This window comes from Staphylococcus devriesei (genome assembly GCF_002902625.1).
Classification (GTDB): Bacteria; Bacillota; Bacilli; order Staphylococcales; family Staphylococcaceae; genus Staphylococcus; species Staphylococcus devriesei.
In genome coordinates this window covers 19,508-37,923 of sequence record NZ_PPRG01000031.1, presented here as the reverse complement: position 1 = coordinate 37,923, position 18,416 = coordinate 19,508, and the positions used below count along the sequence as shown (strand labels likewise).

Annotated in this window: 11 protein-coding genes; 8 read left to right on the top strand and 3 right to left on the bottom strand. The window is 33.2% G+C overall.

Features of this window, described 5'->3' with window-relative positions:
- Positions 1-59: 59 nt before the first annotated feature.
- The 4 genes from addB to CD147_RS05155 all read left to right on the top strand — a co-directional run bounded on the left by addB (position 60) and on the right by CD147_RS05155 (position 8,915).
- Entirely contained in the window at positions 60-3,548 is a 3,489-nt protein-coding gene (gene addB / locus CD147_RS05170) for a helicase-exonuclease AddAB subunit AddB (RefSeq protein WP_103166372.1), read from the top strand.
- Positions 3,541-7,206 (top strand): helicase-exonuclease AddAB subunit AddA, encoded by a 3,666-nt coding sequence (gene addA, locus CD147_RS05165; protein ID WP_103166371.1) that lies wholly within the window; start codon positions 3,541-3,543, stop codon positions 7,204-7,206. The genes addB and addA overlap by 8 nt, the downstream gene beginning before the upstream one ends.
- A gap of 130 nt (positions 7,207-7,336) precedes the next feature.
- On the top strand, positions 7,337-8,248 hold the full coding sequence (locus tag CD147_RS05160) for a fumarylacetoacetate hydrolase family protein (RefSeq protein WP_103166370.1): 912 nt from the start codon (positions 7,337-7,339) through the stop codon (positions 8,246-8,248).
- 265 nt (positions 8,249-8,513) lie between these two features.
- Complete coding sequence (locus CD147_RS05155; RefSeq protein ID WP_103166369.1) at positions 8,514-8,915, top strand: YisL family protein; 402 nt, start codon at positions 8,514-8,516, stop codon at positions 8,913-8,915.
- Positions 8,916-9,058: 143 nt separating this feature from the next.
- Here CD147_RS05155 and CD147_RS05150 read toward each other — a convergent pair whose 3' ends face one another.
- Together CD147_RS05150 and CD147_RS05145 are read right to left on the bottom strand one after the other, a co-directional pair.
- The gene (locus tag CD147_RS05150) at positions 9,059-10,381 is read right to left on the bottom strand and encodes a CoA-disulfide reductase (RefSeq protein ID WP_103166368.1); all 1,323 of its coding nucleotides are present in this window, start codon (positions 10,379-10,381) and stop codon (positions 9,059-9,061) included.
- A gap of 85 nt (positions 10,382-10,466) precedes the next feature.
- Entirely contained in the window at positions 10,467-11,291 is an 825-nt protein-coding gene (locus tag CD147_RS05145) for a Cof-type HAD-IIB family hydrolase (protein ID WP_103166367.1), read from the bottom strand.
- Between the two features lie 118 nt (positions 11,292-11,409).
- Between CD147_RS05145 and CD147_RS05140 the strand changes: the two genes are divergently transcribed.
- From CD147_RS05140 to clpB, 3 genes are all read left to right on the top strand, one after another.
- Entirely contained in the window at positions 11,410-11,718 is a 309-nt protein-coding gene (locus CD147_RS05140; protein ID WP_103166366.1) for a metal-sulfur cluster assembly factor, read from the top strand.
- A 326-nt stretch (positions 11,719-12,044) separates the two neighbouring features.
- Complete coding sequence (locus CD147_RS05135; RefSeq protein ID WP_103166365.1) at positions 12,045-13,871, top strand: acyltransferase family protein; 1,827 nt, start codon at positions 12,045-12,047, stop codon at positions 13,869-13,871.
- 409 nt (positions 13,872-14,280) lie between these two features.
- Positions 14,281-16,890 carry an ATP-dependent chaperone ClpB gene (gene clpB, locus CD147_RS05130; protein WP_103166364.1) on the top strand — a complete coding sequence of 870 codons (2,610 nt, stop codon included), beginning with the start codon at positions 14,281-14,283 and terminating at the stop codon, positions 16,888-16,890.
- 159 nt (positions 16,891-17,049) lie between these two features.
- Here clpB and CD147_RS05125 read toward each other — a convergent pair whose 3' ends face one another.
- Entirely contained in the window at positions 17,050-17,244 is a 195-nt protein-coding gene (locus CD147_RS05125) for a YjzD family protein (protein WP_103166363.1), read from the bottom strand.
- Between the two features lie 229 nt (positions 17,245-17,473).
- On the opposite strand from CD147_RS05125, the gene CD147_RS05120 reads away from it, so the two are divergent.
- On the top strand, positions 17,474-18,415 hold the full coding sequence (locus CD147_RS05120; protein ID WP_103166362.1) for a beta-ketoacyl-ACP synthase III: 942 nt from the start codon (positions 17,474-17,476) through the stop codon (positions 18,413-18,415).
- Position 18,416: the final 1 nt, after the last annotated feature.

Below are 18,416 nucleotides of genomic sequence, written 5' to 3'. Positions count from 1 at the left end.
AAAACTTTTTAAGAACATATGTTCTATGATAAAATAGTTTCAAAGGAGTGTGGGGAAGAATGGAATTAAATACATATCTTGGTAGAGCGGGGACAGGCAAATCCCACTATATGATTGAAAATATTAAACAGCAAATGAAAAAAGATCCTTTAGGAGATCCAATCATTTTAATTGCACCTACACAAAGTACGTTTCAATTAGAGCAATCATTTGTAAATGACAAAGAGTTAAATGGTAGCTTAAGAACGGAAGTACTCCACTTCGAACGTTTAAGTTATAGGATTTTTCAAGAAATTGGAGGATTAACTGAAGAACGATTAACGCAAGCAGCTACAGAGATGATGATATATAATCTTGTTCAACAACATAAGTCAGAGTTAAAACTGTACAAATCCCAAGTGAATTATTATGGATTTAGTGAGAAGTTAACTGAGCAAATACAAGATTTTAAAAAATATTCAGTAACACCAGACCATTTACAAGCCTTTTTACAAGAAAATGAAATTCAAACAAGAACGCGCCATAAATTAGAAGACATCTCTCTGATTTATCATTACTTTGAAGAGCGTATTAACGATAAATTTATTACTGCAGAAGATAGTTTAAATCATTTTATTGAAATTATGCATCAATCAGAGTGGATTAAACGTGCTGAAATCTACATAGATGGTTTCCATAACTTTTCGACATTAGAATATCAAATTATTAAAGCATTCGTTCAAAATGCTAAACAAGTTACCGTACTTTTAACAACAGATGGTAATGAAGACCCGTTTAGTTTGTTTAGAAAACCGTCAGAAGTACTTACACATTTACAAGAGATAGCTAATGACTTAGGTATTACCTTAAACCGTCAATATTTTAGAAAACAATATCGTTTTAATAATAAAGATTTACTCCAATTAGAACAGCAATTTGATGCGTTGCAAGTGACACCTAAAGCTCATGAAGGTAATATCAAAATTTTAGAATCTTCAAATATGCGAGAAGAAGTCAATGAAATAGCGCGTCAAATTATTAAAGATACTCGTGATGAGCATTATAGATACCAGGATATTGCAATTTTGTATCGTGATGAAACATACGCATATCTGTTTGATTCAGTGTTACCCCAATATAATATCCCGTTTAATATTGATACTAAAAAATCTATGACACATCATCCAATTATGGAGATGGTTCGTTCGCTTTTAGAAGTTATTCAAACAAATTGGAATATCAGTCCAATGATGCGTTTATTTAAAACGAATATCTTGTCACATCAATTTAAAGATAGCGATTATTTAATTGATTTACTGGAGAATTTTGTCGTTGAAAGGGGCATTTATGGTAAGCGCTGGTTAGACGAACAATTATTTAGTGTAGATAATTTCACTAAAATGGGACGCAAAGAACATAAACTTTCAGAAGAAGAGCGTGAAACATTTGAACAAGTGGTTAATTTGAAAGTTGATGTTATAGATAAAATATTAAGTTTCGAAAAAGCTATGAACAATGCTTCGAATGTAAAAGGCTTTGCGACGGCTTTCTATGAGACTATGGAGTCCTTTGATTTACCGAAATATTTGATGGCTAAGCGAGATCAACTTGATGTGGATGGTTATCATGAAGAAGCGGAAGAAATTGATCAAATTTGGAACGGTCTAATTCAAATATTAGATGATTTAGTTACTGTATTTGATGAAGAAGAAATGACGCTTAAACGCTTTTTAGAGGTATTTGATATTGGGCTAGAGCAACTTGAATTTGTGATGATTCCACAAACGCTTGATCAAGTAAGTATTGGTACAATGGATTTAGCGAAAGTTGATAATAAAAAGCATATTTATATGGTGGGAATGAATGATGGCGCTATGCCACAACCCGTATCTTCATCAAGCTTGATTACTGATGAAGAAAAGAAAATATTTGAGCAACAAGCACAAGTCGAATTAAGTCCGACTGCTGATATTTTACAAATGGATGAAGCGTTTGTATGTTATATCGCTATGACACGCGGGTGTGACCGTGTAACATTTTCTTATAGTTTGATGGGAGTACAAGGTGACGACAAAGAGAAGAGTCCTTTCCTTAATCAAATTGAAGAGTTGTTTAATGGCCTTGAAGTAACAAATATACACTATATTCATAATTCACAACCATTAACATTGATGGAACATCCACATCAAACAAAAGTTGCATTATTCGAAGCTTTAAAAGCTTGGCTCGAAGATGAAGCGGTAGCAGAAACATGGCTAGATGCATATCAGGTTATGCGTGATAACGATGATTTAAACGACGGGTTAACTTACTTATTAACCTCTCTTACCTACGACAACGAAACTATTCAACTAGGTGAACAATTAGCTACGTCACTATACGGTACAACGATTAATGCTAGTGTATCGCGTTTTGAAGGTTATAATGATTGTCCATTTAAGCACTATGCAAATTACGGTTTACGCTTAAATGAGCGTACGAAGTATAAGCTTGAAAATTTTGATTTAGGAAATATATTCCACACAGCATTAAAATATATATCCGACAAAATAGAAGGCGATTTTAGACATCTAGATAATAAAAAAATTCACGCTTTAACTGTCGAAGCGTTAGAAAATGTGTTGCCACATGTTCAGTTTAATTTAATGGACTCGAATGCTTATTATCGTTATGTCTCTAAACGTATTGGAGTAATAGTTGAAAGTACGCTTAAAGCACTTCGCTATCAAAACGAAAATACCAAATTTAGACCTCAACGATTTGAAACAGGATTTAGAAAGACACCACGTAATGAGGAAGAACTAATAGCACAACCTCTTATTACTAAACAGGGGATTCCAATTAATATACGTGGTCAAATTGACCGCATTGATGCTTATACGAAAGACAATATAAGCTATGTTAATATCGTTGATTATAAATCCTCAGATACTAGCGCTAAGCTAGATTTGAAAAAAGTATATTATGGTAAGCAAATGCAGATGATGACGTATATGGATGTAGCATTACAAAATGCACAACGTTTAGGTCTTACTGAAGAAATAAAACCGGGCGGACTACTTTATTTCCATGTCCATGATGAACGACTCAAGTTTGATTCATGGGGAAAAATGAAAGATGATGCTTTAGAAGAAAATAATTTAAATAAAGCTTTTCTCAAAAAATATAAATTACGTGGATTAGTTAATAGTGATATGGACGTTGTCGATGCGTTGGATATTCGATTGGATGATACACCTCGATCAGATATTGTGCCTGTAACATTGAAAAAAGACGGTAACTTTTCGACTAGAGATAGTAGCGTAGCAGATGAAACAACAATTCATAAATTTATAAAACACAATAAAGACAACTTTATAGAAACGGCATCAAATATTTTAGACGGCCATACAGAAGTTGCGCCACTTAAATTTGATAATAGATTACCATGTGAATTTTGTAGTTTTAAGTCGGTCTGTCATGTAGATAACCTTATTGATAATAAAAACTATCACTATGTAGATGAATCGATAGATCCGATACAAGCAATTCAAGACGTAGAGTTAGAAAGCGGTGAAAATGATGAATAATATACCAGTTAAACCACCAGAGGCACAATGGACGGATGCCCAATGGCAGAGTATCTATGCGAACGGGCAAGATACGCTTGTGGCTGCCGCAGCTGGCTCAGGTAAAACGGCTGTTTTAGTAGAACGTATTATTCAAAAAATTATTAGAGATGAAATAGATGTTGATAAATTATTAGTAGTAAGCTTTACCAACTTAAGTGCTCGAGAGATGAAACATCGTGTTGACCAACGTATTCAACAAGCATCAATCGACGACCCAAGTAATGAGCATCTCAAAAATCAACGTATAAAAATTCATCAAGCTCAAATTTCAACCTTACACAGTTTTTGTTTGAAAATTATTCAACAACATTATGATGTGATTGACCTTGATCCTAACTTTCGTACTATAACTGATATGGAGAATGAATTATTATTAGATCAATCTATTGATGAAGTTCTAGAAACACATTATGAAGATCCTGCCGTGGAGTTCGTAACGTTAGTAGAGCAACTTTCTAATGACCGTAACGATGAAAACTTTCGTAGAATATTAAAAAACTTTTATAAATTTAGTATCGCTAATCCTTCTCCATATGAATGGTTAGATCGTTTGGTTAAGCCTTATGAAGATGAAGAGATGTATCAATTATTGCTAAACGAATTGTCTAATATAGCTAATGTTCAAATTACGGCAGCTTATGATGCACTAAGAGAAGCGGAAAGTCTCTTATTAAGCTGTAATGCCGTTGAAAAACATATTGATGTAGTTAAGACTGAAAGAGCTTTTTGTGAAAAAGTAATAGAAGGTGGCTTGCTTAATAAAGAAATATTAATTGAACATGAACCAAGTAAATTTCCAATGATGTCTGCCAAAATAAAAAAAGAAAATGATAATGATGAGTTATTAGAAAATATTAAAGAATTCTATAAGAGTTATAGAAATAAAGTCATTGATGTAAAAAATGAATACTTCATGCGTTCGACTGAAGATTTAAAACAAGATATGCGTAAGTTAGTTCCGAGAGTGCAATATCTTATACGTGTAGTTAAAGATATTATTGAGACATTTGGCCACAAAAAACGTAATAGAAATGTATTAGATTTTTCTGATTATGAACAATTTGCATTGCAGATTTTAACAGATGAACAAGGCAACCCATCTTCAATTGCACAAGATTACCGTCGCCAATTTGAAGAAATACTCATTGACGAATATCAAGATACCAACCAAGTTCAAGAAGCTATTATTTCAAAGATTAAGCGTGGAGATGAATCCAACGGTAACTTATTTATGGTAGGAGATGTTAAGCAATCGATCTATAAATTTAGACAGGCCGATCCTACATTATTTATGGGTAAGTACAATAGATTTGAAAAAGACAATGACGGTACTGGATTGCGTATTGATTTATCTAAGAACTTTCGTTCAAGACAAGAAGTACTCTATACTACTAATTATCTTTTTAATCATATGATGGATAAAGAGGTAGGAGAAATTGATTATGACGCTGATGCTCGTTTATATTATGGTGCTACTCAATACTCACAAAAGAGAATGCCATTTGAATTACATGCATTAGTGAAGTCGGAAGATGTCTCACTTGATAAAGATAAAAAAGAGCAAGAAGCATATTACATTGTTGAACAGGTCAAACATATTTTAGAAGAGCAAGAAGTTTATGATATGAAGACAGGTAGGCATCGCAAGCCATCTTATAAAGATATTGTGATTTTAAGTAGAGATGTGAAGAATTCACGTAATATACAGAAAGCCTTTAAGAACAGTCGTATTCCATTTCACGTTAACAGTAAAGAAGGATATTTTGATCAGACCGAAGTTCGTCTAGTCTTGTCATTTTTAAGAACAGTAGATAACCCGCTTCAAGATATCTATCTTGTTGGGTTAATGCGTTCAGTCATCTATCAATTTACTGAAGATGAATTAGCACAAATTCGTGTTACAAGTTCTAATGATGATTATTTTTATCAATCTATTATGCATTACATACAAGATGATGCATCTCCAAAAGAAGTGGTTGCGAAATTGCAGTACTTTATTAATGATTTAGAAATGTATCAAGACTATAGTCAAGACCATGCCGTGTATCAATTAATAGACAAATTTTATAATGACCATTTTGTGATTCAATATTTTAGTGGCTTAATAGGAGGGAAAGCTAGACGTGCTAACCTTTACGGGCTATTTAATAAAGCTATTGAATTCGAAAATTCAACGTTTAGAGGGTTATATCAATTTATTAGATATATCGATGAATTAATTGAACGAAATCAAGATTTTGGTGAAGAAAATGTGATAGGCCCTAATGATGATGTTGTTCGTATGATGACAGTTCACAGTAGTAAGGGACTTGAATTTCCTTTCGTCATTTATGTCGGATTGACTAAAGAATATAAAGTAAAAGAATTAGGTGCGCCACTTCTGCTTAATCAAAAATATGGACTCGGCTTGCAATATTATGATTTAGAACAAAATATTTCTTTCCCATCTCTTCTCTCGTTAATTATTAAAGAAAATGCGAAAAGAGAAATGATTTCTGAAGAGATGCGTTTGATTTATGTTGCTTTAACTCGTGCTAAAGAGCAACTAATCCTTATTGGAACAGTTGATAAAGAAGATAAATTGCTCAGTTATGAAAAGAAAACTATTTCAAATGATCTATTAGCATCACATGAACGACTTGAAGCTAAATCATCATTCGAATTAATTTTCAGTATACTAGCAAAGCATAAGTCGACATCGCTCGTTCCAGAATATCAATTTGAACGCTCAATTGAGGACTTAGAAGATAGCCTATATCCAACTGTTGACGTTAAGGTCCAACACTTTGATGACCTTGATATTGCGATAGATAATGAAGAAAGCGAGTATCGTACTATTGAAGATATTGAAACGGGTGGTTCAAACGATGATAGGTTAAAACAACAAATTAATGAACAGTTATCGTTTAAGTATCCTTTTATAAAAGATACAGAAAAGCCTTCGAAACAATCAGTATCTGAGTTGAAACGTCAATTAGAAACTGAGGAAAGTGGGACTAGCTACGAGAGAGTACGTCAATATAGAATAGGCGTTTCAACATATGAACGACCTAAGTTCCTTCGAGAAGATAAGAAACGTAAGGCTAATGAAAGAGGTACGTTAATGCATACGGTTATGCAACACTTACCATTTAAAGAAGAACGGTTAACTGAAACTGAGTTAGACGATTATATAGATAAGTTGATTGACAATCATATTATAGAAGAAGATGCTAAAAAAGATATTCAGTATGAAGAAGTTATGAGATTTATTCGAAGTGACTTGTATATGAGAATAACGCAAGCAGATAAAGTCTTTCGAGAGTTGCCATTCGTCGTTAATCAGGCAAGGGTAGATGAAATGCCAGAGGAAGATGAGGATGTATCTATTATACAAGGGATGATTGATTTGATTTTCTTAGAAGATAATCAATACTACTTTGTAGATTATAAAACGGATGCTTTTAACAGACGACGTGGTTTAACTGATGAAGAGATTGGTGTTCAACTTCGCGATAAATATAAAATTCAAATGAAATATTATAAAAACACATTAGAGACTATTTTAAAGTCTAAAGTATATGGCTATCTTTATTTCTTCCAATTTGGCCAATTGAGTATAGAAGAAGATAAATAATATATCCGTATCATGAGATATTAAAAAAAGAACATACTAAATTTCTAAAATTTCAGATAGATATATTTGTGATTTAATTATATTTAAAGTTATAATATGAACTAAGATATAGATGAGGAGTTGATACTGAATGAAATTTTTATCATTCAAATATAAAGACGCTGAATCTTACGGCGTTAAAGTTAAGCGTGAAGACGCAGTATGGGATTTGAAACAAGTTTTTGCTGAATTTGGTGAAGGAGATTTTCATCCTAAAACGTTATTAGAAGGTTTACAACAAAACCAAACGATTGATTTCCAAGAACAAGTTCGTAAAGCTGTTGTAGCTGCAGAAGATAGTGGCAAAGCTGATAATTATAAAATTGCGTTTAGTGACATTGAATTTTTACCACCAGTAACGCCTACAAATAACGTAATTGCGTTTGGTCGTAATTATCAAGATCATGCAAGCGAGTTAAACCATGAAGTACAACGCTTATATGTGTTTACTAAAGCCGCTTCATCTTTAACTGGTAGTGAATCAACAATTCCAAATCATAAAGATATCACAGACCAATTAGATTACGAAGGTGAACTAGGTATTGTAATTGGTAAATCTGGAGAAAAAATTCCTAAAGCTTTAGCATTAGACTATATTTACGGTTATACAATTATCAATGATATCACTGACCGTACTGCTCAAAATTCCCAAGATCAAGCATTCTTATCTAAAAGTTTAACTGGTGGTTGCCCAATGGGTCCATACATTGTAACCAAAGACGAATTACCAACGCCGGAAAATGTTAACATTGTCACTAAAGTGAATAATGAAATTCGCCAAGATGGTAATACGAGTCAAATGATTAACAAAATTGACGGTTTAATCGAAGAAATTTCTAAATATGTAGCATTACATCCTGGTGATATTATTGCTACAGGTACGCCAGCTGGTGTAGGTGCAGGTTTAGAACCACCTCGTTTCTTACAACCGGGTGATGAAGTTAAAGTTACAATTGACAATATCGGTACGTTAACTACGTACATTGCAGAAGACAGTGAATAATTCGAATGATTAATTTAAAGGCTGGGACATTTCTATAAATGTTTCAGTCTTTTAGTTTATGTAGTAATAGATGGAAATGAATATGAGTTAAAATCCTACTTGATTCATTTCTAGTTACTTTTAGTAGTTAGGAGAACAAAATCATTGAAGTTTCATTAGATTATTAGTGGCATTTTCTTATTTTGAAATTTTTAATCTTTATAAAAGTCGTATATGTTATGATAAATAGGTGAAATGAAATTATAAGTATTGGGGGAATTCGGTCTTGTTACATATGCATATATTAAGTTGGGTATTAACAATTGTGTTATACGTAATTGCTTTCTTACACATTTCTAAATCTCAAGGTCCAACACCTATGTTCAAACCTTTACAAATGGCGTTAAGAGTCTTTATGTTATTAACACTATTCTCAGGTTTTTGGATTTTAATTCAAGAATTTATCGCCGCTAGTCATGGTGGTGGAGGCAACCACATGCTATTAACATTGAAAATGTTATGTGGCCTTGCCGTAGTCGCACTTATGGAAGTATCGATTGCGAAAAGAAAGAAACACGAAGCAAGTCACGGTTTATTCTGGACAACCATCGTCTTAATCATTATTACAATGTTATTAGGCGTTATTCTACCTTGGGGACCACTAACGAAAATGTTTGGCCTAGGTTAGACGCATTAAAATAAACAAGTAAAAACTCGAACGTGTGAGAAACGTCCATCTAAGGATTTCCTTCTCACACGCTCGAGTTTATTTTTTGCTTTTCTGTCAAATTAGAGTGATAAAAATCGATTTGATTTAGTATAGAAGATTTTTTACAAATCGCGTGACTTATAACCTATCATATTGATTAAATCTTTAGGATGGCTATATGGTGGGGCATAAGCGACTTCAAATTCTGTAAGTTCATCAACTGTCATACCATTCATCATTGCCATTGTTAATACATCAATGCGTTTATCTACGCCTTCTTTACCTACTGCTGCAGCACGTAAAAGTTGACGATCATCTTTATTAAAGTAAACACGTAAATGTATATCACTATTTCCAGGGTAATAACCGGCATGAGCACCTGAAGTTACTTCCACCATTTTATAATCAAACTGATTTAATTCAGAAGGTTTCACACCAACACTTGAAAATGTATAATCAAAGAATTTTACAATATTTGCTCCAAGATATCCTTTAAAAGTGATGTTTTGATTGCCTGCAAATTGTTCAGCTATCACACTAGCACCACGATGAGCACCCCAAGCTAAAGGCACTTGTGCTTTTAAATCTACATGACGATAAAATGAACTAATCACATCGCCTAATGCATAAATGTTAGGTATGTTTGTTTCAAATTTGTCGTTCACAGGTATGAAACCTTTTTCATCTAACTTAATATTTGATGATTGAATAAAGTTTGAATTAGGATGTGTTCCAACACCTTCGACAATTAAGTCGTAATCTTCTTGAATACCAGATTTAAATGTCACTGTATGTCCTTCGACCTTTGTTATTTCTTCATTTAAGCGATAAGTAATATTGCGGTTATTTAATTCATCAAAGATAGCTTGATTCATATCTTGGTCCATTAGTTTATTCACACTTTCAGAACGATGAATCAATGTCACATCTAAGCCACGATGATAAAGATTCTCCAACACTTCTAATGAAATATAGCCGGCACCTACAACTAGTGCTTTTTTAGCTTGATGTTTATTAATATATTGATCAATAGCATCGGTATCTTCCATATTTCTTAAAGTGAATATCATGTCGCTTTCGAAACCTAAAGTATTAGCGCTAGCGCCAGGACTTAATATTAATTTATCGTAAGTTTCTTCAAATTTCTCATTAGTTTGGCGATTTAATACGGTTACAGTTTGTTTGCTATCGTTAATTTCAATTACTTCATGATATGTTTTCACTGTAATATCTTTTTTATTTTTAAACGTTTCTGGGGTGATTGGTAGGAGTTTATCTCGTTCTGTAATAACTTGACCGATATAGTAAGGTAAGCCACAATTGGCAAAACTCATATCGCGATCCTTTTCAAAAATTATAATTTCGCTTTCTTTATCAAGACGACGTATTTGGCTGGCACAAGTAGCGCCACCTGCGACTGCTCCGACGACTATAATCTTATTCATATACAATCCTCCATAATTATCTATCATTAAAAAGAGGTGAGCGTGCATATTAGTTAAAGTGTTATTCTCACCTCTAGAACTTGGTTTATCCTTTGTAAGGTATATTAAGTTTAAAGAAATCGTTAAGATAACGGCCGATGCCATCTTCATTGTTAGAAAATGTAATGTGGTTAGCAATATGTTTCAATTCATCAAGACCGTTCTCCATTGCGATACCATATTTAGCATATTTAATCATTTCAATATCATTATCTTCATCGCCGAATGCAATAATACGAGATGAATCAATATTCAAGTAATCTTTTACATGGTCGATACCTCGTGCTTTACTTATGCCACGTTTGACGATTTCAATAACCGGGAACGGAGCGCCCCAACGACGATGTTCAATATTTTCCGCATAAAAACGCGTCAACATTTGTTTAAGACGAGGAATATTAACTTCTTCTGCTTCTACTAAGATAGAAGTTGGCGCTTCATTTAAACCTTCCAGTAGATTACCTGTTTCTATTTTAGGATTGCCCATTGAGAAGCCTTCAAAGAGGCGGGGGTCATGACTATTAATAAATACATGATCTCGAACTTCAGCAATAATGTTAGTAACATTTGCTTTTTGAAGCATTTCTATCATATTTCTAGCTAAATCAACGTCTAATACTTCATGAGTTGTTTCGAAATCATCTGATTTTGGATGATGGACATAGGCACCATTAAAATTGACAATTGGCGTATTCATATCTAGTTCGTGATAGTAAATTTGACTAGCACGGTATGGGCGACCAGTTGCAATCATAATTTGATGGCCTTGTTTTTTCAATGTTGTTAAAACTTGTTTTGTATAAACATTAATTTCTTTATCATCATTTAATAACGTTCCGTCTAAATCTAGACAAATTAAATAAGGTTCCATAAGTTTCTCCTTGTTACTTTTCATCAATTTTCTTATTTAGTTGTATCATAGCATTTTATTGGCGTTTTGTCGGATATTTGATATATTAGTGTAAGATAAGTATTGAGAGGTGATACTAATGGAAGAGGCTTTAAAAGACAGTATCCTAGGTGCGCTTGAAATGGTAATTGACCCTGAATTAGGAATTGATATTGTTAATTTAGGTTTAGTATATAAAGTGAATGTAGATGATGATGGTATATGTACAGTTGAAATGACATTAACATCAATGGGTTGTCCACTTGGACCCCAAATCATCGACCAGATTAAAACGGTATTAGCAGAAATTCCTGAGATTCAGGATACAGAAGTCAATATTGTTTGGAATCCACCTTGGAATAAAGACATGATGTCAAGATACGCTAAAATAGCTTTAGGCGTAGGTTAAGCTATCACTATATAAACAATAGTACACACTTTCGTTGTGCTATTGTTTTTATTTTTAGAAAAAAATTATAATTATCTCCTCTAAATAAAAATAGCACGTGACAAAGTGACCTATTAACATGACATAATTGTAATACAATTTGAATTTGATTATGCGTTATACTAAAATACATAAGACTTATATTGATTAAATTTAACATAGATTATAGAGTGAATTATTTTCATTCATATTGTTAATCATCGGCTCTCGTTTTATCATGATTTTCAACACTTTTATATTTAATGAATTTATTTGAAATTTATTATTATAGGGAAAGAATGTGAACAATGACACAGGAATTAAAAAGAGGGAAGCATCGCAAAACGAAAATGCGTTATATGCCTGGCTTAGATGGCTTAAGAGCTATTGCTGTGTTAGGTATCATCATCTATCATCTCAATAGAAGATGGCTAACGGGCGGCTTCATAGGCGTAGATACATTTTTTGTCATTTCGGGATACTTAATTACAAGTTTACTATTAAAGGAATACGAAGAAAAAGGAATTATTAATCTTAGACAATTTTGGATACGACGAATTAAACGATTACTTCCAGCAGTTGTCACGCTCTTAATGGTAGTCGGCATTGCTACATTAATCTTTGAGCCACAACAAATTGTACGGGTGAAGCACGATATTCTAGCAGCGTTATTTTACGTCTCAAACTGGTGGTATATTGCTAAAGATGTAAATTACTTTGAACAATTTTCGTTTATGCCTTTAAAACACTTATGGTCACTTGCAATAGAAGAACAGTTTTATTTATTCTTTCCATTCGTGTTAGTTATTTTATTATTAACAATTAAAAAATATCGAAATGTTACCCTGATCTTTTGGATTATTTCGCTTGTTTCATTATTAGCGATGGTAATTATTTCACAACCTAATATTGGCTATTCACGTGTGTACTTCGGAACAGACACACGCTTACAAACATTATTACTCGGTGTAATTTTAGCGTTTATATGGCCACCTTTTAAGCTGAAAGCAAACCCTCCAGTTGTCTTACAGCGTGCTATCGATGGCATAGGAATTATAGGATTAATTACATTAATTCTTCTGTTCTTTACAGTCAGTGATAGTAGCGCTTGGATTTATAACGGTGGTTTTTATTTAATATCAGGAATGACATTATTTGTTATTGCAAGTGTTGTTCATCCAACGAGCTTATTAGCTAAATTAATTGGGAATCCAGTCTTTGTCTATATTGGGCAACGTTCATATAGTTTATACTTATGGCACTTTGCAGTTATCAGTTTTATACATATCCATTTCATAGATGGTCAGATACCAGCCTATGTGTATATAGTTGATATTATATTAACTGTCTTATTTGCCGAGTTATCTTACCGCTATGTTGAAACACCATTTAGAAAAGAAGGGTTTAAAGCATTTTCATTCAATCGATTACAACGTCCTAAATTCATTAGAACAATTGTGGCTATTGTCGTAGCTCTACCGTTATTATTGATATTTGTTGGGGTATTTGACCGTTTTGGAAAAGATGAAATTGACAACAAGGCAAATTCATTTAATACAGAAGAAGTAGATAAATATTTGGTAAGAATGATGCCTGGCGAAAACATTCATCTTGATGGTTCAACAAGTGAAAGCAAGACTAAAGACCAAGTTGATACTAACATTAGTCCATTATTAATAGGTGATTCGGTAATGGTAGATATTGGTGAAACATTCAAATCACGAGCACCTAAAGCAACTATCGATGGTAAGGTTGGACGTCATTTACAAGAAGCTTTAACTATAGCTAGTAATTATTCAAATTATAATAAACCATCAGATCAAGTGGTATTAGAACTTGGAACAAATGGGGACTTCTCCGAAGATGAGTTGAATCAACTTATTAGTAAATTTGGAGATGCTCAAATCTATTTAGTGAATACACGTGTACCACGTGACTGGCAAGATGATGTTAATAAACATCTTGCTAATGCTACTAAAAAGCATAAAAACGTTACATTAGTTGACTGGTATAAACGTTCAGAAGGACATTCTGAATATTTCGCATCAGATGGTATTCATTTAGAAAATAGTGGCGTTCGAGCATTGTCAGATGAAATTATTAAGACAATCAAAAATAATAAGAAAAATAAATAAAAGTGACTAGGGAAAATGTACTGAACCCCAAAAGTTGTACCGCTTTTAAGTGCTTTTTCTAGTCGAGTCTAATCAAGTTTTGTAGGAGCAAGGCAACGAAATCTGAAAAATTTAATTCGATTTCAGTCTTGCTCTTATTTTTAATTATAAAATGTTTGACCATAATATCTGAAAATATCAATAAGTTTGATGTTTAAAATAAGTGTAAGCGTGATAAATATTTTAAGTAATAGTAATTAAAATGTTGTCATAGTAGGCTTTGGGCTTTGGACAAATTAACTTAAAAAGTTAAGTATAATTGTTGCTTAATAGTCAAATAGGGATTATAATATATTTAAGGTCAAAGAAAGTCAAAGTCAAAAAAGAAGTATTTGGCCTGGCTCTTATCAAATAAGTAGGGGTGACAAATGTGGATATTAATCAAATGACATATACCGTTCAAAGTGCTTTACAAAAGGCAGTTGAACTTAGTAAAGAACATGAATTACAAAACATTGAAGTTGAAGCCATATTAAAAGGCACATTAGATGAAAGTGATAGTTTATTTAAAAGTATATTAGAACGTGCAAATATCGATACTGAAGAATTAAATCAAGCTTACACTAATAAATTAAAAAATTATCCTTCAGTACAAGGTGATAATGTTCAATATGGACAATATATTAGTCAAAAAGCAAATGAGTTATTAAATAAAGCAGAATCGTATATGAATGATTACGAAGATCAATATATTTCAATGGAACATATCTTGCGTGCTGCAATGGACATTGATGAAACAACTCAACAATATGTCGGAAATAAAGCGGAAGTTGTTAAAGAAATTATTACTAAAGTTAGAGGGGGAAATCATGTGACTTCACAAAATCCAGAAGTAAACTATGAAGCATTAGAAAAATATGGCCGTGACTTAGTAGAAGAAGTTCGCCAAGGCAAAATGGACCCTGTTATCGGTAGAGATGAAGAAATTCGCAATACGATTAGAATTTTAAGTCGTAAAACAAAAAATAACCCAGTATTAATTGGGGAACCTGGTGTAGGTAAAACGGCTATCGTCGAAGGCTTAGCTCAACGTATTGTACGTAAAGACGTACCAGAATCTTTATTAGATAAAACTATCTTTGAATTAGATTTAAGTGCTTTAGTTGCTGGTGCAAAATTTAGAGGTGAGTTTGAAGAACGTTTAAAAGCTGTGCTTAAAGAAGTTAAAGAAGCAGATGGACGTATTATCTTATTCATCGATGAAATTCATATGTTAGTAGGTGCTGGTAAAACAGATGGCGCTATGGATGCAGGTAATATGTTAAAACCAATGTTAGCACGTGGTGAATTACACTGTATCGGTGCAACAACACTCAATGAATATCGTGAATATATTGAAAAAGATTCAGCATTAGAACGTCGTTTCCAAAAAGTAGGCGTAAGTGAACCAGATGTAGAAGATACAATTTCTATCTTACGTGGATTAAAAGAACGTTATGAAGTATACCACGGTGTACGTATTCAAGACCGTGCATTAGTAGCAGCTGCTGAATTATCAGACCGCTATATTACAGATAGATTTTTACCTGATAAAGCAATCGACTTAGTAGACCAAGCTTGTGCAACTATTCGTACAGAAATGGGTTCAAATCCAACTGAATTAGACCAAGTCAATCGACGTGTCATGCAATTAGAAATTGAAGAAAGTGCATTGAAAAATGAATCTGACAATGCTAGTAAACTACGTCTTGAAGAACTTCAAGAAGAGCTTTCAAATGAAAAGGAAAAACAAAGCGCATTACAATCTCGTGTAGAACAAGAAAAAGAAAAAATTGCTAAAGTACAAGAAAAACGCGCCGAGTTGGACCGCAGTCGTCAAGCTTTAGAGGATGCACAAACAGAAGGTAATCTTGAAAAAGCAGCTGAATTACAATATGGTACGATTCCTCAATTAGAGAAAGAATTAAAAGAATTTGAAGAGGCGTATCAAGACGAACAAGGCGACAGTGAACGTATGATTCGCGAAGTTGTATCTGATGAAGAAATTGGCGATATCGTTAGTCAATGGACAGGAATTCCAGTATCTAAATTAGTTGAAACAGAAAGAGAAAAACTACTCAACTTAGGTGATATCCTACATGAACGTGTAGTAGGACAAGATAAAGCAGTTGATTTAGTTTCTGACGCCGTCGTAAGAGCGCGTGCTGGTATTAAAGATCCTAATAGACCAATTGGCAGTTTCTTATTCCTTGGACCGACTGGTGTAGGTAAAACTGAATTAGCTAAATCACTCGCTGCATCATTATTTGATTCCGAAAAACACATGATTCGAATAGACATGAGTGAATATATGGAAAAACATTCTGTGTCTAGATTGATTGGAGCGCCTCCAGGTTATGTAGGCCATGATGAAGGTGGTCAATTAACTGAAGCGGTTAGACGTAATCCTTATTCAGTAATCTTATTAGACGAAGTTGAAAAAGCGCACAGTGACGTTTTCAACGTGTTACTACAAATTCTAGACGAAGGACGTTTGACAGATTCTAAAGGTCGTAGTGTAGACTTCAAAAATACGATTATTATTATGACAAGTAACATCGGGTCACAAGTACTTCTTGAAAATGTTAAAGATACTGGTGAAATTACAGATGATACTGAAAAAGCAGTCATGGATAGCTTACACGCATTCTTTAAACCTGAAATCTTAAACCGTATGGATGATATCGTCTTATTTAGACCATTATCAGTAAATGATATGAGCATGATTGTCGATAAAATCTTAACTCAACTAAATATACGTTTAATGGATCAACGTATTTCAATCAAAGTTTCAGATGAAGCTAAAAAATGGTTAGGTGAAGAAGCTTACGAACCACAATTTGGTGCAAGACCATTAAAACGTTTCGTTCAACGACAAATTGAAACACCGTTAGCACGTATGATGATTAAAGAAAATATGGCTGAAGGCACATCAATCAACGTAGATTTAAATGAAGAACAAGATTTAACATTTGATGTACAACAACCAGCAACTGAATAACATTAAAGACAAAAAAGTGAATAAATGAATAAAAGCTCTCTTCAAAGTCGACTTAAAGTACTTTGAAGAGAGCTATATTTATAATAAAAATACACGCTCAACTGTGAATATTAATTCAAAGTTGAAACGTGTATAGTATAAGACATAGTTAAAAGATAATTATCTGTTACCTTTGCGGGAAAAATCATTAGGTTTAATTAACGCGCCAAAAATCGCAATAAATATTGTGAAAATTACTGCTAGAATAATAGGTGTAACAAAGTTTAATGAACCGCCACCGTTTAAACTATTTAGCACGAAGTTCACCATTTGCAATAAAATTAATGCCCAAATAAATGTTACTAGGTATTTCATACCAATGACCTCCATAGTTTATATAATTCCATTTTAATGTAAACTATCTTCTTTGTATAGGGATACTATTTAAGTGTTTCAAAAATGTCTTAAATTTTTATCTTCATGTATATTTTTTAATTTTCAATAATAAAGCGTAATATTGAAAGGGTAACTACTTGAGTTGATATAAAAAAGTGTGTTAAATTAATACCTGGTATTAAAAAATGAAGTAAGAAGGTGTGCGTTCATGAACGTAGGTATAAAAGGATTTGGCGCTTATGCGCCAGAAAAAGTTGTAGATAACGCCTATTTTGAAAGCTTTTTAGAAACTTCAGATGAATGGATTTCTAAAATGACTGGTATTAAAGAAAGACGTTGGGCTAGAGAAGATCAAGATACTTCTGATTTAGCTTATGAAGCAAGTAAAAAAGCTATTGCAGATGCAGGTATTGAACCTAAAGATATAGATATGATTATTGTTGCAACAGCTACTGGGGACACACCATTCCCGTCAGTTGCGAATATTTTACAAGATAAATTAGGTACCGACAAAGTACCAACAATGGACCAATTAGCAGCATGTTCAGGATTTATGTATTCAATGATTACAGCAAAACAATACATACAATCAGGTGATTACAAAAATATTTTAGTTGTAGGTGCAGATAAATTATCTAAGATTACTGATTTAACTGATCGTTCAACAGCTGTTTTATTCGGCGATGGCGCTGGCGCCGTAGTGATTGGCGAAGTTTCTGAAGGCCGAGGCATTATTAGTTATGAGATGGGATCTGATGGTTCAGGTGGAAAATACTTATACTTGAACAAAGATACTGGTAAACTAGTAATGAATGGACGTGAAGTGTTTAAATTTGCTGTAAGAATTATGGGTAATGCGTCTACACGCGTCGTAGAAAAAGCAGGTTTACAATCTGAGGATATTGATATGTTTATTCCTCACCAAGCAAACATTAGAATTATGGAATCCGCACGTGAAAGATTAGGTATAGAAAAAGAAAAAATGAGTGTTTCTGTGAATCGCTTTGGTAACACTTCTGCAGCTTCAATACCTTTAAGTATTCAACAAGAATTAGAAAATGGAAAAATTAAAGACGACGATACTTTAGTATTAGTAGGTTTCGGTGGTGGCCTAACTTGGGGCGCTATGGTTATCAAATGGGGTAAATAGG